Below are 18,650 nucleotides of genomic sequence, written 5' to 3' on the forward strand. Positions count from 1 at the left end.
AAGCCGGCTTGCGGGTTTCAGGGGGAGTGAGGTTCAGCGCGTAACGGTGCGCATGGTGACGAACTCTTCCGCCGCCGTCGGGTGCACGCCAATGGTCTCGTCGAACTGCTGCTTGGTAGCGCCAGCCTTCAGGGCAACACCCAAGCCCTGGATGATCTCGCCAGCCTCAGGGCCGACCATGTGGCAGCCCAGCACCTTGTCGGTTTCGGCGTCCACCACCAGTTTCATCAGGGTCTTTTCCTGGATGTCGGTGAGGGTCAGTTTCATGGCGCGGAAGCGGCTTTCGAAGACCTGCACCTTGTGCCCGGCTTCCAGTGCCTGCTCTTCAGTCAGGCCCACGGTACCGATCGGCGGCTGGCTGAACACTGCGGTGGGGATGTTCTGGTAATCCACCGGGCGGTATTGCTCGGGTTTGAACAGGCGCCGTGCCACGGCCATGCCCTCGGCCAGGGCGACCGGGGTGAGCTGCACGCGGCCAATCACATCGCCAATGGCCAGGATCGTCGGAGCGGTGGTCTGGTACTGCTCGTCCACACGGATGTAACCGCGGCCGTCCAGCTCCACACCGGTGTTTTCCAGGCCCAGATTGTCAAGCATCGGCCGTCGGCCGGTGGCGTAGAACACGCAATCGGTGACCAGTTCACGGCCATCCTTGAGGGTGGCCTTGAGGCTGCCGTCTTCAAGCTGCTCGATGCGCTGGATATCGGCATTGAACTGTAAGTCCATGCCGCGTTTTTCCAGCTCTTCCTTCAAATGGGTACGCACCGAACCGTCGAAACCGCGCAGGAACATGTCGCCGCGATAGAGCAACGTGGTGGCAGCGCCCAGCCCTTGGAAAATGCCGGCGAACTCGACCGCAATGTAGCCGCCGCCCACCACCAGCACCCGGCGTGGCAGCGCTTTGAGGTAGAACGCCTCGTTGGAGGTGATGGCCAGTTCCTTGCCCGGAATGTCCGGTACCTGGGGCCAGCCACCCGTCGCGATAAGGATGTGCCCGGCGCTGTAGCGCTGGCCTTGCACTTCCACTTCGTTGGCGCCGGTGATGCGCGCATGGCCTTGCAGCAGCGTCACGCCGCTGTTGACCAGCAGGTTGCGATAGATGCCGTTGAGGCGTTCGATTTCGCGGTTTTTGTTGGCGATGAGGGTACCCCAGTCGAAGTGCCCCTCCTCCAAGGTCCAGCCGTAGCCGGCAGCCTGCTCCAGTTCATCCGCGACGTGGGCGCCATACACCAGCAGCTTCTTGGGCACACAACCAACGTTCACGCAGGTGCCACCCAGGTAGCGGCTTTCGGCTACCGCCACTTTTGCGCCAAAGCCCGCTGCGAAGCGCGCCGCGCGCACACCACCGGACCCGGCACCAATCACGAACAGATCAAAATCGTAGGCCATGTATTCAGTCTCCTTGGCTGGCGCTCAGCATACCGCCGTTGGCCGCCACAAACAAAAAAGCCACCCAGCCGGGTAATGCACGGCAGTCAGCATTTTCAGGGCCGCTGTGCGGCTCCAAATCGCTTGACTGTAGTGCATTACCCCGAAGGGTGGCTCGTAGACCCGCGGTGGCTTATCAGTAAGCCTTGCCGGTCTTGTAGTAGTTCTCGAAGCAGAAGTTGGTCGCGTCGATGTAACCTTCGGCGCCGCCGCAGTCGAAACGCTGGCCCTTGAACTTGTAGGCGATCACGCAGCCGTTCTGCGCCTGCTGCATCAGTGCGTCAGTGATCTGGATCTCGCCGCCTTTGCCCGGTGGGGTGTTGCGGATGATATCGAAGATATCCGGGGTCAGGATGTAGCGGCCGATGATCGCCAGGTTCGACGGAGCGTCTTCCGGGGCAGGCTTCTCGACCATGTTGGTCACACGGAAGATGTCGTCGCGGATCATGTCGCCGGCAATCACGCCGTACTTGTTGGTTTCCTGCGGATCGACTTCCTGGATGGCGATGATCGAGCAGCGGAACTGGTTATACAGCTTCACCATCTGGGTCAGTACGCCGTCACCTTCCGGGTTGACGCACAGGTCATCGGCCAGCACCACGGCAAACGGTTCGTCACCGATCAGCGGCTGGCCGGTGAGGATGGCATGGCCCAGGCCTTTCATTTCGGTCTGGCGGGTGTAGGAGAACGAGCACTCGTTGAGCAGGCGACGGATGCCGACCAGGTATTTTTCCTTGTCGGTGCCCTTGATCTGGTTTTCCAGCTCGTAGCTGATGTCGAAGTGGTCTTCCAGGGCGCGCTTACCGCGGCCTGTGACAATGGAAATCTCGTTCAGGCCAGCGTCCAGGGCCTCTTCAACGCCATACTGGATCAGTGGCTTGTTGACCACTGGCAGCATTTCCTTGGGCATGGCTTTGGTAGCAGGCAGGAAGCGAGTGCCGTAACCGGCTGCCGGGAACAAGCATTTCTTGATCATAAACGTCCTTAAACAAAGGCGGAGCCTGTGGAATTCGGCGCAGTCTAATCAGGCGGCAGTCACCTTACAATGCCCCGCCTGGGGCCGACCGATGCCATGATAGAGATAACCCAGTGTAGATAGTTCCAAGGGATCGTAAATATTACGGCCATCAAATATTACCGGCATGCGCATCAGCCCACGCACACGGCTGAAATCCGGTTGGCGGAACTGCTTCCATTCAGTCACCAGGGCCAGTGCATCGGCACCTTCCACGCAGGCGTAAGGGTCCTCGGTCAGCTTCAGTTGACCACTGGCCAGCGCCTGCGCATAGCGCTCGGCAACCCCGGCCAGCGCCACCGGATCGCAGGCCTGCACGCGTGTGCCTGCGGCCAGCAACGCATCGAGCAGCACCAGGCTGGGCGCCTCGCGCAGGTCATCGGTGCCCGGTTTGAAGGCCAGCCCCCATACCGCCACGGTACGGCCGCGCAGCACACCACCGAAATGCTGTTGCAGGGCGGTGAACAACAGGTTTTTTTGCTGATCGTTGCGGGCCTGTACTGCCCGCAGGATGGCAGGCTGATAACCTTGCTGCTCGGCTGTGCGCAGCAACGCACGGATGTCCTTCGGGAAGCACGATCCCCCATAGCCACAGCCGGCGTAGATGAAATGGCTGCCGATGCGCCGGTCGCTGCCAATGCCGTGGCGCACCTGCTCGATGTCCACGCCCAGGTGGGCGCACAGCCCGGCCAGTTCGTTGATGAACGATATCTTGGTGGCCAGGAAGGCGTTGGCGGCGTACTTGCTGAACTCGGCCGCACGCGGGGACATCACCAGGATACGTTCGCGGTTGCGCACAAAGGGCGCGTAGAGGCGTTGCAAGCACTGCCGTGCGGCCTCGTTGTCCGTGCCTATGATGATGCGGTCCGGGCGCATGAAATCGTCGATGGCGCTGCCTTCCTTGAGAAACTCCGGATTGCTCGCCACCTCGACGGTAAAGCCGGCGCTGCGCTCGCGCAGGCCCTGCATCACCTGCCGGGCCACGCGCTCTGCGGTGCCGACCGGCACGGTCGACTTGTTGACCACCAGGCAACTGCGCGGCAAATGGCGGCCAAGGCTGTCGGCCACGGCCAGGACGTGCTGCAGGTCGGCCGAGCCGTCTTCCAGGCTGGGCGTACCCACGGCGATGAACACCACCTGCGCCTTGGCCAGCGACGGCTGCCACTGGTCGCTGAAGCTCAGCAGCCCTTGCTCCATGCCCGCTTGCAGCAGTGCCTGCAACCCCGGCTCATGGATCGGACACTGGCCCTGCCGCAGCTGTGCCAGGCGGTGCGGGTCACGCTCCAGGCACACCACCCGGTTGCCCATCCCGGCGAAACAGGCTGCCGTCACCAACCCTACATACCCTGCCCCGATCACACAGAGGTCCATGGCCGCGCTCCTTGAGTGAGATAGCGGACATTGCTACCGCCCAGGGGTTGCAAAGCGGTGACGGCGCGATGACAGAACAGTGCGCCAACGGTGAGCGCGTCAGCTACCGGTGCCCTGCCCGATCAGCACCCCGTCGACCTTCTGCCCATACAGGTTGACGCCGTCGTTGGCATGGAACTTCAGCCGGGTCTTCTCGACAGAGCCCTCCACCAGCCGAGGGTCCTGCGGCCGTTCGTGGCGGTTGACCCAGGCTGCCACATCCCACGCCTGCTGATCACTCAGGCTGCCTGGCCGGCCCAGCGGCATGTTGCGCTTGATGAAGGAAGCCGCCGTATTGATCCGGTGCATGCCGGCGCCCCAGTTGTAGGAATCCTTGCCCCACAACGGCGGCATCACGTATTCGTCGGCCACCTTCTGCCCTTCGCCGTTGTCCCCGTGGCAGATGGCGCACTGCTCGCGGTAGACCTGCTGACCGCGCTTGAAGTCATAGCCACCTTTGGGTTGCGGTACTTCAGGGTACCCGCGCCCGGCGATCTCCACCCCTGTAGGGGCTTTGGTGGCCAACCAGTAGGCATAGACCGACAGCGCGGTCATCTGCGGGCTGTCGGCGGCCGGTGGCTTGCCGTTCATGCTGAACTGGAAGCAGCCCTGGATACGCTCGGCGAAGGTGTTGACCTTGTCATTTTTCTTGCGATATGCCGGATACATAGGGTACGCACCCCACATCGGCGCGGAGTGCGCCAAGCGGCCTTGGTCCAGGTGGCAGTTGCTGCAGTTCATGCCGTTACCCACCGCCTCAGGCATCAGTCGGCGGGTGTCGACGAACAGCGCATGGCCCTCGCGCACCATGTTGCCGAAAGCGTTGTCGGGCAGTTCACGCTCAGCGGGAGGCGCAAACTGCGCTGAGCCCTTGGCAGCAGTAACGTTCAACTGCGACTGGTCTTCCATGGCGATGGGCGCCGCAACAGCATGCCCCATGGCCGACAGCAGCAACGCTGGCATCAGTGCTTTCTTGGCTTTCACGGCTTTCATGGCTTGACCTCCTGGCTGGCAGGGGTGGCAAAGAATGCTGCGATTGCCTGGACCTCTTGGTCGCTCAGGGCCTTGGCCACGCCGACCATCAGCTGATTGGGGTCGTTGCTGCGGCTGCCATCGCGCCAGCCGTTGAGTTGCGCCGCCAGGTAGCTGGCAGGCTGACCTGCCAGGGGCGGAAAGTGCTCGCCCACACCACTGCCACCAGGGCCATGGCATTGCACGCAACCGGGAATGTTACGGCTCCAGTCACCGTAAAGCGCCAGGCGGGTGGTGGGGTCGTTAGCGATCTGCTGGCGGCGCACACCTGGGGCCTGCTCGCCTGGCAGGCTGGCCAGGTAGCTGCTGACGGCCGTGATCTCATCCTCGGTCAAGGCCTTGGCCAGCGGCTCCATCACCGCTTGTTTGCGGCTGCCGGCACGCCAGTCATGCAACTGTTTGCTCAGGTAACCTGCCGGCAGGCCGGCCAGGCGTGGGAAGCCAGCGGCGGCTATGCCCTTGCCGTCAGGGCCATGGCAGCCCAGGCAAGCCATGGCGGCGGGGTTGGCGCCACCCTGGGTGAAGATCTTCTGGCCATCGGCGGCGTGCGCCATGGGCCAGGCCACGATCAGCAGGCTGCCGATCAGGACTCGACTCAACGGGGTCATCACGAATCTCCATTTCTTTTGTTATAAGCTTAGGCTTAAAACACATAAGCAAATGGATACTAGCCCCGCCTGGGAACTGCCAACAACGGCAACACGACCAGCACATGGCAATTGGCCTTGTTAACCGCGTTTTACTTGAGCCAGATCAACCGCCAGAGATGCACTTGGTCGCCGCAGTGCGCACATCGCCCAAACGCAGTGGGAAGTTGTTCAAGCGTTCATGCAGCTTGATGCTGCTGCCGCTGCCACGTTCATCGATATCCACCAGTGCCGCTGGCCCGGCGCCGGCCGTCAGCTTTTGCGGCACGATCAAGCGCAGGCCATCGCCGCGCTGCTCTTCGACCAACGGATCACGGGTGTTCGCCAGCTCCTTCTTGACACAGTCGGCATACTCGCGGGGCGTCTTGCCAGAGATCACATCCATCGTTTCGTGCGACTGCTCCAGCTCGGAAACGCTGACACAACCACCCAGCGTCAGGGACAACGCCGCCACCATCCACTTCATTTGGCATACCTCAGCTATCAGGAATGCATCAGACCACGGCCAGGCACTTTTGCTCCGTGCTTTGGCAGATTTATCTAGCCCCACGCCATCCGGCGCGCCAGCCAATCCCGACATCGTGGTATCGTTCGCGTTTGCTGAACCCGACTTTGCGGAGCACCCCATGAAATTCGTACACCAGCGCGAGCATCTGAACGAGGACGACATCGTCGTCATCGAGTGCTCTCAACGCTGCAACATCCGCCTGATGAACGACGCCAACTTCCGCAGCTTCAAAAACGGCGGCCGACACACCTACCACGGCGGCCACTTCGAGCGGTTCCCGGCCAAGATCACGGTACCTAGCACCGGTTTCTGGAACATCACCATCGACACCGTGACCACGCGCCCGATCTCGGTAACGCGCAAGCCAACCTTGTCCCACAAGATCAAGATCATCCGTCGTTCGTCGTCCAAACTCAGATAAGACCGCCATGAACCAGAACATCAAGTACGTCATCAAATACAAGCTCGACGGCGAACGCCGCTGGGACTTCGCCGTCATGTCCGATGCCTCGCACGAGCAGGCACTGGAAGCCCTGCGCAAGATCCACGGCGACGACGCCGACAAGATCAGCGAGATCCACGTCAGCAAGGCCCTGTAAAAACCGCTGGGAAAACCGCTGGGAGAACTGCATGAGCAACTGGCCCGACCGTCGTATTCTCGATCTGCTGGGCATCGAGTTGCCCATTCTCCAGGCGCCCATGGCCGGCGCCAGCGGCTCGGCCCTGGCCATCGCCGTGGCCAACGCCGGGGGCCTGGGCGCCCTGCCCTGCGCCATGCTTACCGGCGAGCAGGTGCGCGACGAGATCGCAGCCTTTCGCAGCGCTTGCCCGAGCGCCCCGCTGAACCTGAATTTCTTCTGCCACCAGCCGCCAGCCCCTGACGTCGACCGCGACAAGCGCTGGAAGCTGGCACTCAAGCCGTACTACACCGAACTGGGCGCCGACTTCGAGGCTCCCACCCCGGTGTCCAACCGCGCCCCCTTTGACGAGCACAGCTGCCAGTGGGTCGAACAACTGCGCCCGGAGGTGGTGAGCTTCCACTTCGGCCTGCCCGACGCTGCGCTGCTGCAGCGTGTGAAAGCAACCGGAGCCAAGGTGCTGTCCAGCGCCACTACGGTGGAAGAAGCGCTGTGGTTGGAGGCCAAGGGTTGCGACGCGATCATTGCCATGGGCAGTGAAGCCGGTGGCCATCGCGGCATGTTCCTCAGTGAAGACATCAACAGCCAGATCGGCACCTTCGCCCTGGTGCCGCAGGTTGCCGATGCAGTCGGGGTGCCGGTGATCGCCGCTGGCGGCATCGCTGACCCTCGTGGCCTGGTTGCCGCGCTGGCTCTGGGGGCCAGCGCCGTGCAAATCGGCACGGCCTACCTGTTCTGCCCGCAGGCCAAGGTGTCTGCGGCCCACCGGCGCGCGCTGGACAGTGCTTCGGCCAGCGACACGGCCCTGACCAACCTGTTCACCGGGCGCCCGGCACGCGGCATCAACAACCGCGTCATGCGCGAACTGGGGCCGATGAGTGAACTGGCGCCACGCTTCCCCCTGGCTGGCGGCGCGCTGATGCCGTTGCGGGCAATCACCGATCCACAAGGCAACAGCGACTTCAGCAACTTGTGGGCAGGGCAAGCGTTGCGGCTGGGCAAAGCGATGCCGGCTGAACAGCTGACCCGGGAAATTGCAGAGAGGGCGTTGACGCTGATTGGCCGTTAGCCACTGACCTGGGGTGCAGCCCCTGAAGGGATTGCGCCAATTTCAGCTATCAAGCCAGGCAGCACCTTCCGGCTTCAGGGCTATCGCTATATAGTTACCGCTATAACGATAACCTGCACTCCCAAGGAGCTGTTTTCATGCGTACACGCTTGCCCCTCCTGGCCGCCACTGCCCTCGCCTGCATCCTATCCGTCAACAGCGCCTGGGCCGACGAGGTGCAGGTTGCGGTCGCTGCAAACTTCACCGCGCCGATCCAGGCCATCGCCAAGGACTTCGAGAAAGACACCGGCCACAAGCTGATCGCTGCCTACGGCGCCACCGGGCAGTTCTACGCACAGATCAAGAACGGCGCGCCGTTCGAGGTGTTCCTCGCCGCCGATGACAGCACCCCGGCCAAGCTGGAGCAGGAAAAGGACATCGTCCCCGGCTCGCGCTTCACCTACGCCATTGGTACGTTGGCCCTGTGGTCGGCCAAGGACGGCTACGTTGACGCCCAAGGTGAGGCACTGAAGAAAAACCAGTACAAGCACCTGTCCATCGCCAACCCGAAAGCGGCGCCCTACGGCCTGGCCGCCACACAAGTACTGGCCAAGCTTGGCTTGGCTCAAGCCACCCAGGGCAAGATCGTCGAAGGCCAGAATATCACCCAGGCCTTCCAGTTCGTCTCCACCGGCAATGCCGAGCTGGGTTTCGTCGCCCTGTCGCAGATCTACAAGGACGGCAAAGTCACCCGTGGTTCGGCCTGGGTCGTACCGTCCGAACTGCACGACCCTATCCGCCAGGACGCCGTCATCCTCAACAAGGGCAAGGACAACCCGGCGGCCAAGGCACTGGTTGAATACCTCAAAGGCCCCAAAGCCACTGCGATCATCAAGTCTTATGGTTATGAACGCTGATGCCACTGGACGCCAGTGACCTGGGTGCCATCTGGCTGACCGTCAAGCTGGCCAGCCTGACCACCCTGATCTTGCTGCTGATCGGCACGCCCATCGCCTGGTGGCTGGCGCGTACGCGCTCTTGGCTGCGCGGGCCGGTGGGCGCGGTGGTTGCGCTGCCGCTGGTGCTGCCGCCGACGGTGATCGGGTTTTACCTGCTGATCGCCCTCGGCCCGCATGGCTGGATAGGCCAGGCCACCGAGGCGCTGGGCCTGGGCAGCGTGGTGTTCAGTTTCACTGGCCTGGTGATCGGCTCGACGGTGTACTCCCTGCCGTTCGTGGTGCAACCGCTGCAGAACGCCTTCGCTGCCATCGGCCAGCGCCCGCTGGAAGTCGCCGCGACCTTGCGCGCCAGCCCGTGGGACACCTTCGTACAGGTGGTGCTGCCGCTGGCACGGCCTGGTTTCATCACCGCCAGCATCCTTGGTTTTGCCCACACCGTAGGCGAGTTTGGTGTGGTGCTGATGATTGGCGGCAACATCCCTGACAAGACCCGCGTGGTCTCGGTGCAGATCTTCGATCACGTCGAGGCCATGGAATACACGCAAGCCCACTGGCTGGCCGGTGCCATGCTGGTGTTCTCGTTCTTGGTGCTGCTCCTGCTGTACGCAGGGCGCCGAGGCAAGCCTGGCTGGAGCTGAAATGAGCGGATCGATTGTGGCGCGCATCAAGCTTGCGCGTGACGACTTCACCTTGGATGTCGACCTGCAACTGCCAGGGCGCGGCATCAGCGCCCTGTTCGGCCATTCCGGCTCGGGCAAAACCTCGTGCCTGCGCTGCCTGGCCGGCCTGGAAAGGGCCGCGAGCGCCTATATAGAGGTCAATGGTGAAGTCTGGGAAGACAGTGCGCGCAACTACTTCCAGGCGCCCCACCTGCGGCCGGTCGGCTACGTGTTTCAGGAGGCCAGCCTGTTCCCGCATTTGTCGGTGCGTGGCAACCTGGCGTTCGGCTGGCGGCGAATTGCACCAGACGAGCGCAAGGTCAACCTCGACCAGGCCTGCCAACTGCTGGGCATCGGCCACCTGCTCGAGCGCAGGCCGGCAACCCTGTCGGGCGGCGAGGCTCAGCGTGTGGGTATCGCCCGGGCACTGCTCAGCAGCCCGCGCCTGTTATTGATGGATGAGCCCCTGGCCGCACTGGACGGGCCGCGCAAGCGCGAGATCCTGCCCTACCTGGAGCGCCTGCACGATGAACTGGACGTTCCCGTGATCTACGTCAGCCATGCCCAGGACGAAGTGGCGCGGCTGGCCGACCACCTGGTGCTGCTGGAGCAAGGCAGGGCAACGGCCAGCGGCCCGATTGGGCAAACGCTCGCGCGCCTGGACCTGTCGCTGGCCCAAGGCGACGATGCCGGCGCGGTATTAGAGGGCGTGGTGGTTGACCACGACGCCCATTACGGCTTGCTCGACCTGCGCCTGCCTGGCAGTCAAGCGCCGGTGCTACGCATTGCCCACCCGGCGCACGAAACGGGCAGCACCTTGCGGGTCAAGATTCAGGCCCGCGACGTCAGCCTGACGCTATCGCCAGATGGCGCCTCCAGCATCCTCAACCGGCTGGCCGTGCGGGTGCGTGACGTGCACCCGGCAGACAACCCGGCGCATGTGCTGGTCAGCCTGGATGCCGGCGACAATGCCCTGCTGGCGCGCATCACCCGCTTCTCGGCGGACCAGCTCGGCCTGCATCCGGGGCAGGCGTTGATCGCGCAAATAAAGTCGGTAGCGCTATTGGGCTGAGCATCACTCGCGCGGCCGCTGTCCATTGATCAGTGACCTGATCGAGGCCTGCCGCCCATGCTTGACTGCACCCTACCCGCCAGCCTGCATTACGTTGACGATAGCCAGCCCGGCCTGAGCCGGCGCCGCTGGCGCGACCGTTTCATCTACCTCGATGCCCAAGGCCAACGGGTGCGCGACAGCGAAACCCTGGCGCGCATCGCCGCCCTGGTGATCCCGCCAGCCTACACCGACGTGTGGATTTGCGCCGACCCGCAAGGCCACCTGCAAGCCACAGGGCGCGATGCGCGTGGCCGCAAGCAATACCGCTACCACGCACAGTGGCGCGAGCTGCGCGATCAACACAAATATGGACGCATGCTGGCCTTCGCCCAGGCATTGCCCAAGCTTCGGGCACAGCTGGAGACCCACCTGGCGCGCCCGGGGCTGGACCGGGAGAAGGTAATGGCACTGGTGGTCAGCCTGCTGGACCACACACTGATCCGCATTGGCAACCAGCGCTATTTACGCGACAACAAATCCTACGGCCTGACCACGCTGCGCAACCGCCATGTGAAGGTCGAGGGCAGCACCATCCGCTTCCAGTTCCGCGGCAAGCGCGGCGTGGAACACAATGTCACCCTGCGCGACCGACGCCTGGCCAACCTGCTCAAACGTTGCATGGAGCTGCCGGGCCAAGCGCTGTTCCAGTACTTGGACGAAGAAGGCCAGCGGCACAGCATTGGGTCCAGTGAGATCAACCAGTTCCTGCAGCAACTGACCGGTGCCGATTTCACTGCCAAGGATTACCGCACCTGGGCAGGGAGCAGCCTGGCGCTGAGCCTGCTCAGGCCGCTGGCCTGGGAGCCGGAGAGCGAGGCCAAGCGCCAGGTTGCGAGCATCGTCAAGCAGGTGGCCGCGCGCCTGGGCAACACCCCGGCCGTATGCAGGCGCTGCTATATCCACCCTGCCGTGCTGGAGCATTACGCGTTGGGACGCCTGGCAGAGCTTCCTGGCCGCCGCGTCCGCAAGGGCCTTGATCCCGAAGAAGTGGCATTGCTGTTGTTTCTGCAGGCACTGGAGCAAGCACAAGCCAATTGAACGAGCCTATACCTGTAATCATGCAGAGAAATTTCCCATTAAGGCCGAAGCGCCCTATCCTTGCCACCGAGCACCTTCGCCGGACGCTTACCCGCGTTTCACCACGGCACCTGCAACTAAAGACACACAACAGAATTTGCTTTACGGGGAATTAATATCCGCCGAAAGCGTCTTTAATGAGAAGGAAGAGGGACAGGCTCCCACCACTGCGGCACTTGCCGGGTGGATTTCGATACCACCAAGGAGAACTACATGCTGATACTCACCCGTAAGGTTGGCGAAAGCATCGTCATCAACGATGACATCAAAGTCACCATTCTGGGCGTCAAGGGGATGCAGGTGAGGATTGGCATTGATGCACCAAAAGATGTCCAGGTGCACCGTGAAGAAATCTTCAAGCGTATCCAGGCCGGTAGCCCGGCGCCGGAAAAGCACGACGATCAACACTGACTGCGACACTTCAAGCCGCACGGACGCGCTTGATCGATTGCGTACCTACCGCAGCCCGAGCCTCAGGCGCCAAGCAGCTCGCGCACTTTGGCGATCAACTTGTCCACGTCGAACGGTTTGTCGAACGCCGCAGCGAACAGCTCCGGGCGTCCTTGGCTGGCCTGCGCGCCACTCATCAGGATCACAGGGAGGTCGGGCAACTGCAGCTCTTTGCGGATGGCCAGCACCAACTCTTCGCCGTTGAGCACCGGCATCATGTAGTCGGTGATCACCAGATCCACGCGTTTTTCCTGTAACGCTTCCAGGGCCTTGCGCCCATTGCTCGCCTTTTCTACCAGAAAGCCTTCGTCCTCCAGGGCAAAGCCCAGGATATCGGCGATCAGGTATTCGTCATCGACGATCAGAATAGTGTTCATCCGCCGCCCTTCACCCGCTGCCTTGGGGCACGGGCGTACCCGAGAGCACACCGGATGCGCCCTCGAAAGCCTTGTGCAGGTGAATGCCCTGTGGGCCGATATGCAACTCATGCAGCGCAGGGTCATGATGGCTGTCACGCACCTTGAGCACTGACAACATGCGCCGCAGTTGCGAATCCAGTTCGACAAAACGCATCAATAACAGGTTATCGACGATGCTCGACAGGTCGGGGGCCGGGGCGGTGATTTCCGAGCCGAACAGGTCGCGCATCTCCCAGGTGAGCATGACGCTGACATCGCGTGCGCGCAGCTCCCCAGTCAGGGCGCGGAAAAACGCATTGAGCCGTGCCGGGTCAGTTGCCAGGCGGCTGAATGCGCCCAGGCTGTCGATCAGCACACGCTTGCTACCCTGCTGCTGGACTTGTTCCAACAGGCGGGCACCGACCTGGTCGAGCAAGCCCTCGGTCGTCGGCTGCCAGCTCAGTTGCAAAGCACCTTGCCGCTCCAGCGCGTCGAAGTCGTAACCCAAGGAAGCGGCCTTCAGGCGTACCCTGGCAGGTGTTTCATAGAAGCCGAAATGCAGCGCAGGGCTTTCGGCGGTTGCTGCGCCAAGAAAGGCCAGGCCCAGCGACGTCTTGCCTGCACCGGAGGGGCCCATCAACAAACTCACCGAGCCACTGGCCAGCCCGCCGCCCAACATTTCGTCCAACGCGGTTACGCCCGAGGTCACCTGGCTCAGCGTGGCCGAACCCAGCTGGCTGGGGTGGCTGTACAGCGCTTCCAGGCGCGGGTAAACATGGATCCCGTCCTCGTCGATCAGGCATTCATGGCGCCCGGACAGTGCACCGCTACCCCGCGTCTTGCGCAGTTGCACATGGCGCACGGCGCGGCTACCCAGCAACTGTTCCCCCAGTTCGATCACGCCATCGACCATGGTGTGCTCGGGGCTGCCTTCATCGAGCCGGGCACTGGTCAGCAGCAGCGCGGTACAGCCGGCAAAAGCGGCATGCCCCTGCAATTCAGAAACGAACTTCTTGGTATCCAGTGTGGTTTCCGCGCGGACCCTGGCATTGAGCAGGCCGTCGACGATCAGCAGGCTGGCTTGCTGCCGGGCAATTTCCTGGCGGAGCAATTTGACCACCGCATCGAGCCCCTCCTTTTCGAGGGTATCGAAGGCACTGACGAACTGGATCTGGTCACCGATCAGCGCCGAGTCGAAGAACCCCATGGTCGCCAGATACTGAAAAAGCCGTTCATGGGACTCGCTGAGCAGGGTGGCAACCAACACTCGTCCACCCGTGCGTACATGACCACATGCCAACTGGTTGGCGAGGATGGTCTTGCCCGCGCCAGGTGGGCCCTGAACGATGTAGGAGCCGCCTGTGACCAGGCCGCCCTTGAGCAAGGCATCGAGCCCTTCGATCCCCGTCAACAGCCGCTTGAGTGCCTGAACCATGGGAGTTACCTGTGGGGTTGAGGGGCCGCAGCGTGCTCCGACGCCGGCAGGTAAAGGCGCATGCAGGTGCCCTTGCCGACCGTACTTTGCACAGTGATTGCGCCGTTGCTTTGCTTGGCAAAGCCGTAGGCCTGACTGAGCCCGAGACCTGTACCCTTGCCAAAAGGCTTGGTGGTGAAAAATGGCTCGAAGATGCGTGGCAGCACTTGGGAGTCGATGCCAGCACCGGAGTCGCGCACTTCAAAGCACACGAACGTGCCGTGCAGCCCGTCTACTTCGCCGGTGAGCTCGACAGCATCAAGCGCAATACAGATTGTGCCGCGCTCACCGACGGCATCGCGGGCATTGAACAGCAAATTGAGCAGTACCATCTGCAACTGCCCGGCATCTACCTCGATCACGGGCAGGTCAGGTTGCAGGTGCTCTTGCAGTTCGATATCGCTCGGCAAGGCGTGCTCCAGCAAACTGCGCGTGGAAGCCAGTACCGTAGCGGGCGCCACCACCGTGACATCCATCTGCCGATGCCTGGCGAACGTCAGCAGTTGCTGCGTCAGCTCGGTACCACGCTGGCCTGCATCCAGGATGTGCTCCAGCATACGCTGCACACGCACGGGGTCCGGACTGTTCAGTGCCAGCTTGGCCGAACTCATGATGATGGTGAGCAGGTTGTTGAAGTCGTGCGCCAATCCGCCGGTCAATTGGCCCAGCGCCTCGAGCTTTTGCGCCTGGAACAGCTGAGCACGCATGGCGTCCAGTTGCAGTGCCGATTCGCGCCGGTCGGTAATATCGCGCGTGACCTTGGCCAGGCCAATGATCTGTCCCAGATCATCGCGGATCACATCGAGGGCGGCCAACGCCCAGAATTGCGTACCGTCCTTGCGTACCCGCCAGCCCTCATCTTGCGCCACGCCCAGCTCGATGGCTTGCTTGAGCAGATAGTCAGGGCGCCCTTCAGCGCGGTCTTGGGGTGTGAAGAACAGCGAGAAATGCCGGCCTATCACCTCGTCGGCACGGTAGCCCTTGATCCGTTCAGCGCCGGCATTCCACGACACCACGTGGCCAGAAGGGTCGAGCATGTAGATGGCATAGTCCACCACAGCCTGCACCAGTTGCTCGTAGCGGTTGGCGGTCATTGCAGGTGGGGCGATGCAGTCGGCTGAAACCATGCAAACTCCACTGGCACAGCGGTTGGGCGGTAATGAGTGCGGCCAGCGTAGCCTCAGGCATGGGCGGACGATGCACCCGTTAGCACGATGATGGCTGGCTAAGTACGCAGACGCTGCACTTATTGGATCCAGTAAGGAACGGCACAGTGGCCTAATGACAGCGAGGTGTCAATCGCCTGTGCAAATGCCACCCACTTCTTAGATCATAGGCGCTATGGTTGACGCAACTATAACAATGGGTTATAAAGCGCGCCTGATTACCAGCGCCTTCTGCTCAGAGGCGTGCCGGTTTCAAGCGTGCGAGTGTGGTGGAATTGGTATACACAGCAGACTTAAAATCTGTCGGCGTGAGCCTTGCGGGTTCGAGTCCCGCCACTCGCACCATATTCCTCGAAAAGGCGCCCTTACGGTAATGCCCTTCAGTCAAGCGATGTGCTGCATAGCAGCCCTGACAACGCCAACTGACCGACATCAGCCATACGGCGCCTTTTTGCTGCCCGGCGGAAATTCGCCTTGCAGCTGCTAGAGTGGAGTTTGTCTGCATCCACTGGAAGGCTGCCATGCGCTACTCCCTGCTTGCTGGTCAACGCGACGTGATCATCCTGGTCGCCCGTGTGCTGTTGATGATCCTCTTCGTCATTTCCGGCTGGGCGAAGCTGACCGGCTTCGAGGGCACGGTCGGCTACATGACGTCGCTGGGAGCCCCCGCGCCCATGGTCGCCGCAGCGGTCGCCGTGATCATGGAATTCTTCGTCGCGATCATCCTGATCCTAGGCTTCTACACCCGTCCGCTAGCCTTGCTGTTCGCCCTGTTCGTACTGGGCACCGCGCTGTTGGGGCACCCGTTCTGGAATATGGTCGACCCTGAACGTGCCGCCAACATGACCCAGTTCCTGAAGAACCTCAGCATCGTTGGCGGTTTGCTGTTGCTGGCGGTGAGCGGCCCCGGGCGATTCTCGCTGGACGGGCGCTGAGTCAGTCGTCCAGGTCATCGTGCCAGGCTGGATGGTCGCGCTCGTCATCATCGAGGTCATCGAGGTCATCCAGCAGCGCATCATCCTCTTCGACCTCATCCTCGGCACCCTGCGCATCCGCCTCAGGTTCAAAGCTGTCGTAGAGAAATTCGTGGTCGAGCAGGTGATCGTGTTCAGGCTCGTGCAGGTCGTCTTCGTCGCGCATGGTCGCTCCCGGAAAAATGGCACGCCTGTATAGGCGCATCTGCAGCCATGGTCAATGGATGGGGGAAGTTAATACTGACTTAACCGGTCGCCCTCATCCTACAGGCTCTCCCTTCAAACGTGACTTGCCCGCCAGCATGGCGGGCTTTTTTCTCCCTGCGCCTCATCAGTGAAACACGTCTTCGATGGAACTTCCCCCCTGCCTGACAGGCTCGCAAACCTTGCAGGACTCGGAATTTTCAAGGAGAAATTTCATGGCCGTATACATCGACAATCTGATCATCACCACCCCGGTGCCGAAATCGCCCTCCAACCCGGATGCCCTGGAGGTCACTGGCGCACAGGCCTTGGCTACCCTGACCAGCGTTGTTGCCCGTCAGAGTGACGGCTCGATACGCATGACCGCCCCGACCAAGGGCGCGGCCAGCAAGAGTACTCACCGCACACGCTGCGAATGGAAAGAAGCCGTGTACTGGCCACTGGGCAGTGCCGCGCGCCACCGCAATCACCAGACCATGACCCTGGAGAAGGTCAATCTGGCGCAAAAGGTGGTTATTGCCCAATTGCATGTGAAAGATAACAACAGCCCGCCAATCAAGGTGTTCTGGAACAAAGGCAAAATCACTGTAGGCTTTCGCTCAGATTTGACTCAGGCAACGCCTCTCAACAGCACCGTGCTGGCCGATGTGCCGCTGGGCGTGCGTTTCGATGTGAGTATCGAGGTTAGCGAAGACGGCGCTTGCAAGGTCAGCGCGAACTGCAATGGCCGCAGTGGCACCACGGTCGGGCTGCAACTGGGGCCATCGTGGGCAACGCAGACGCTGAATTTCCACGGCGGGGTCTACAATCAAGTGGACTTCAGCGATGACACGCCGGCAGAGGATGCTTCGGTGTGTGTGATCAGCGCACTTGAGCTGAGCCATGAGTGAGCCAGGCATTACTGATTGCCTACATGCTCTTCACGAATTCATGACACACGCCTTGGCACACTGACACTGCTTCTCACGTTCTTTGGGCCCGCCACTTGTTGGCGGGTTTTCTTTTTCCGGTGGGCCAATCCCCCCGGACGCTGAATGCCAACCTTCACGCATGCTCACCGTTACCCTCGTAGCTGCTCGGTTTCGGAAATCTTTGCCCCCACAACGAAACAAACGACTCCCAGGCCATCATGCGCAACAGCGGGGGGATCAGCTAAGGTACGACCCTTGGTCATCTTTTTGTACTACTCAGTACATTTCACGGGTAAAATCCGCTCCCGCCCGGGAATTGCCCTACAAACCTACGATCTGGTTATGGAGTGTATTGAGACGATGCAAACGGATTCAAATCGCCTGATGACCGCTCTGGAGCGCAAAATGCTGCTTGAAAGTTTCAGCATCAGCGCTACCCAGATTGAGGAGCAGTTGAAGTACATCGTTTGCGGGCACTCCACATCAGCCGAGCTAGAGCGACTGCTTGGCCCGTATGAGGACTGCGAAAGCCGGGGTGACCTGAGATTGCTTCGGTGGGCGTTTGTCTACACAGAAGAGGGCCTGGGCCTGAGCGACCCTCAAGTGCTCACGGTGGCCATCGACGCAAAGGGCTGCGTCACTGATTTTGCCCTCGTGTAGCGCAAGGCCTGAGGGAAATCATTCACGAACGCCCTGACGCTCTAAATGCTATCGACTTCTTAAACGCTGGCTAGAGTTATTGCTCGCGCCTCTCAACTGGGGCGCCTCCAGAACCCTGCGATTCTGGGCATCGGCGAGCTCCATCCAGTGATCGAACGCCTCACGGTGGCTGCGGCAGGTATCGTACCAATCGATGCTATCGATTTGCCCATAGGCGATCTTGGTCATCGTATCAGCCGTCAACTCGCTGAGCCTTTTGAGCGCTTGGTACGCATGATACTGGCGCTCTTGATTATCAGTGTCCATGAGAATTCACCCGCAAGTCCATGTTTCTTATCAGTACTACTTACACCGACTAGCACACCTGCCTGGTGTTTCTTACTGCTGGTGAAAACCCGACGAACGCATCACTTCTCCCCTAGCTCGAACTGACTCTTAGCTGCCAACGTAAGCACCGCAGCGGGAGGCCTTACCCGGTCTTTGAGCGCTCCGACTGACTAATCTCTCCGGCCGCGATCCGACGGGCGCGCCCCACACCCCACGCCAGCGCTCTGGTCATGGATTCACCGGGACGTGAATCGAATGCCTCCTCATGAAGGGCCATGCCGCCTGAGGCATACACCCCGATGAACATCTGCGTGTTACCTGTGCGCGACAGTCGCACCTGCACATCTATGAATGTTCCGTCATCGAGTCTTTCGTCATGAGTCCTACTGTGAAGCGTCGGGTCAGCCCAAGCCCAGAAAACTTCACCGCGTATCCTCATGGCGCTCTCCTAATACTTTGGTCTTATTCGGATGGTGTATTGCCACCATAGCCAAAGCCCGGCGCTAAGCAACCGAGTACCACCGGTTTGTGATTTGAATCGGACAATCGGT

23 protein-coding genes and 1 tRNA gene are annotated in these 18,650 nt (G+C 61.5%); 12 read left to right on the forward strand and 12 right to left on the reverse strand.

All coding sequences use genetic code 11. From position 1 onward, the window contains the following. Positions 1 to 33: 33 nt before the first annotated feature. From gorA to ACIPZH_RS11075, 6 genes are all read right to left on the reverse strand, one after another. The gene (gene gorA / locus ACIPZH_RS11050; protein ID WP_400636189.1) at positions 34 to 1,389 is read right to left on the reverse strand and encodes a glutathione-disulfide reductase; all 1,356 of its coding nucleotides are present in this window, start codon (positions 1,387 to 1,389) and stop codon (positions 34 to 36) included. A 175-nt stretch (positions 1,390 to 1,564) separates the two neighbouring features. Continuing rightward, positions 1,565 to 2,404, reverse strand: a complete 840-nt coding sequence (galU, locus tag ACIPZH_RS11055; protein ID WP_012315035.1) for a UTP--glucose-1-phosphate uridylyltransferase GalU — start codon at positions 2,402 to 2,404, stop codon at positions 1,565 to 1,567. Between the two features lie 48 nt (positions 2,405 to 2,452). Beyond that, entirely contained in the window at positions 2,453 to 3,814 is a 1,362-nt protein-coding gene (locus ACIPZH_RS11060; protein ID WP_400636190.1) for a UDP-glucose dehydrogenase family protein, read from the reverse strand. Between the two features lie 99 nt (positions 3,815 to 3,913). After that, positions 3,914 to 4,846: a c-type cytochrome gene (locus ACIPZH_RS11065; RefSeq protein WP_400636191.1), complete on the reverse strand. Its 933-nt coding sequence runs from the start codon at positions 4,844 to 4,846 to the stop codon at positions 3,914 to 3,916. Continuing rightward, entirely contained in the window at positions 4,843 to 5,493 is a 651-nt protein-coding gene (locus ACIPZH_RS11070) for a c-type cytochrome (protein WP_400626839.1), read from the reverse strand. Before ACIPZH_RS11070 ends, ACIPZH_RS11065 begins: the two co-directional genes overlap by 4 nt. Before the next feature lie 145 nt (positions 5,494 to 5,638). Beyond that, positions 5,639 to 5,998, reverse strand: a complete 360-nt coding sequence (locus ACIPZH_RS11075) for a hypothetical protein (RefSeq protein ID WP_267816941.1) — start codon at positions 5,996 to 5,998, stop codon at positions 5,639 to 5,641. Positions 5,999 to 6,158: 160 nt separating this feature from the next. On the opposite strand from ACIPZH_RS11075, the gene ACIPZH_RS11080 reads away from it, so the two are divergent. The 8 genes from ACIPZH_RS11080 to csrA all read left to right on the forward strand — a co-directional run bounded on the left by ACIPZH_RS11080 (position 6,159) and on the right by csrA (position 11,946). Further along, positions 6,159 to 6,461: a DUF1883 domain-containing protein gene (locus ACIPZH_RS11080; protein WP_241805335.1), complete on the forward strand. Its 303-nt coding sequence runs from the start codon at positions 6,159 to 6,161 to the stop codon at positions 6,459 to 6,461. Positions 6,462 to 6,468: 7 nt separating this feature from the next. Continuing rightward, positions 6,469 to 6,639: a hypothetical protein gene (locus tag ACIPZH_RS11085; RefSeq protein ID WP_241805336.1), complete on the forward strand. Its 171-nt coding sequence runs from the start codon at positions 6,469 to 6,471 to the stop codon at positions 6,637 to 6,639. Between the two features lie 31 nt (positions 6,640 to 6,670). Next, complete coding sequence (locus ACIPZH_RS11090; RefSeq protein ID WP_241805337.1) at positions 6,671 to 7,747, forward strand: nitronate monooxygenase family protein; 1,077 nt, start codon at positions 6,671 to 6,673, stop codon at positions 7,745 to 7,747. Between the two features lie 137 nt (positions 7,748 to 7,884). Beyond that, positions 7,885 to 8,643 carry a molybdate ABC transporter substrate-binding protein gene (modA, locus tag ACIPZH_RS11095; protein ID WP_400636192.1) on the forward strand — a complete coding sequence of 253 codons (759 nt, stop codon included), beginning with the start codon at positions 7,885 to 7,887 and terminating at the stop codon, positions 8,641 to 8,643. Next, positions 8,643 to 9,323, forward strand: coding sequence for a molybdate ABC transporter permease subunit (gene modB / locus ACIPZH_RS11100; protein ID WP_400636193.1), 681 nt, complete (start codon positions 8,643 to 8,645; stop codon positions 9,321 to 9,323). The genes modA and modB overlap by 1 nt, the downstream gene beginning before the upstream one ends. A 1-nt stretch (position 9,324) precedes the next feature. Continuing rightward, positions 9,325 to 10,416 carry a molybdenum ABC transporter ATP-binding protein gene (gene modC / locus ACIPZH_RS11105; RefSeq protein ID WP_400636194.1) on the forward strand — a complete coding sequence of 364 codons (1,092 nt, stop codon included), beginning with the start codon at positions 9,325 to 9,327 and terminating at the stop codon, positions 10,414 to 10,416. 57 nt (positions 10,417 to 10,473) lie between these two features. Next, positions 10,474 to 11,496 carry a DNA topoisomerase IB gene (locus ACIPZH_RS11110; protein ID WP_241805341.1) on the forward strand — a complete coding sequence of 341 codons (1,023 nt, stop codon included), beginning with the start codon at positions 10,474 to 10,476 and terminating at the stop codon, positions 11,494 to 11,496. Between the two features lie 252 nt (positions 11,497 to 11,748). Continuing rightward, the gene (csrA, locus tag ACIPZH_RS11115; RefSeq protein WP_012315047.1) at positions 11,749 to 11,946 is read left to right on the forward strand and encodes a carbon storage regulator CsrA; all 198 of its coding nucleotides are present in this window, start codon (positions 11,749 to 11,751) and stop codon (positions 11,944 to 11,946) included. A gap of 62 nt (positions 11,947 to 12,008) precedes the next feature. On the opposite strand, the gene ACIPZH_RS11120 is transcribed toward csrA, so the two are convergent. Genes ACIPZH_RS11120 through ACIPZH_RS11130 form a run of 3 tightly spaced genes read right to left on the reverse strand, consistent with a single transcriptional unit; the run spans position 12,009 to position 14,984 of the window. Then, a complete protein-coding gene (locus ACIPZH_RS11120; RefSeq protein WP_012315048.1) occupies positions 12,009 to 12,362 on the reverse strand; it encodes a response regulator in 354 nt (117 codons plus the stop codon). Positions 12,363 to 12,372: 10 nt separating this feature from the next. Next, positions 12,373 to 13,818 carry an ATPase domain-containing protein gene (locus tag ACIPZH_RS11125; protein ID WP_400636195.1) on the reverse strand — a complete coding sequence of 482 codons (1,446 nt, stop codon included), beginning with the start codon at positions 13,816 to 13,818 and terminating at the stop codon, positions 12,373 to 12,375. A gap of 5 nt (positions 13,819 to 13,823) precedes the next feature. Then, entirely contained in the window at positions 13,824 to 14,984 is a 1,161-nt protein-coding gene (locus ACIPZH_RS11130; protein WP_400636196.1) for a nitrogen regulation protein NR(II), read from the reverse strand. A 299-nt stretch (positions 14,985 to 15,283) separates the two neighbouring features. Here ACIPZH_RS11130 and ACIPZH_RS11135 point away from each other — a divergent pair. Next, a tRNA-Leu gene (locus tag ACIPZH_RS11135) sits at positions 15,284 to 15,368 on the forward strand. A gap of 176 nt (positions 15,369 to 15,544) precedes the next feature. Further along, positions 15,545 to 15,958 carry a DoxX family protein gene (locus tag ACIPZH_RS11140; RefSeq protein ID WP_241805345.1) on the forward strand — a complete coding sequence of 138 codons (414 nt, stop codon included), beginning with the start codon at positions 15,545 to 15,547 and terminating at the stop codon, positions 15,956 to 15,958. 1 nt (position 15,959) lies between these two features. Here ACIPZH_RS11140 and ACIPZH_RS11145 read toward each other — a convergent pair whose 3' ends face one another. Next, positions 15,960 to 16,163, reverse strand: coding sequence for a hypothetical protein (locus ACIPZH_RS11145; protein ID WP_241805346.1), 204 nt, complete (start codon positions 16,161 to 16,163; stop codon positions 15,960 to 15,962). Positions 16,164 to 16,416: 253 nt separating this feature from the next. Here ACIPZH_RS11145 and ACIPZH_RS11150 point away from each other — a divergent pair, with 253 nt between their 5' ends. Both ACIPZH_RS11150 and ACIPZH_RS11155 read left to right on the forward strand, forming a co-directional pair. Next, entirely contained in the window at positions 16,417 to 17,091 is a 675-nt protein-coding gene (locus ACIPZH_RS11150; protein ID WP_400636197.1) for a polysaccharide lyase family 7 protein, read from the forward strand. Between the two features lie 276 nt (positions 17,092 to 17,367). Then, positions 17,368 to 17,772: a hypothetical protein gene (locus ACIPZH_RS11155; protein WP_267817006.1), complete on the forward strand. Its 405-nt coding sequence runs from the start codon at positions 17,368 to 17,370 to the stop codon at positions 17,770 to 17,772. Positions 17,773 to 17,820: 48 nt separating this feature from the next. On the opposite strand, the gene ACIPZH_RS11160 is transcribed toward ACIPZH_RS11155, so the two are convergent. Then, a complete protein-coding gene (locus ACIPZH_RS11160) occupies positions 17,821 to 18,078 on the reverse strand; it encodes a hypothetical protein (protein ID WP_400636198.1) in 258 nt (85 codons plus the stop codon). Between the two features lie 163 nt (positions 18,079 to 18,241). Further along, positions 18,242 to 18,538 (reverse strand): hypothetical protein, encoded by a 297-nt coding sequence (locus ACIPZH_RS11165; RefSeq protein WP_267817010.1) that lies wholly within the window; start codon positions 18,536 to 18,538, stop codon positions 18,242 to 18,244. Between the last annotated feature and the right edge of the window lie 112 nt (positions 18,539 to 18,650).

This window comes from Pseudomonas sp. NPDC089758 (genome assembly GCF_044748705.1).
GTDB lineage: Bacteria > Pseudomonadota > Gammaproteobacteria > Pseudomonadales > Pseudomonadaceae > Aquipseudomonas > Aquipseudomonas putida_X.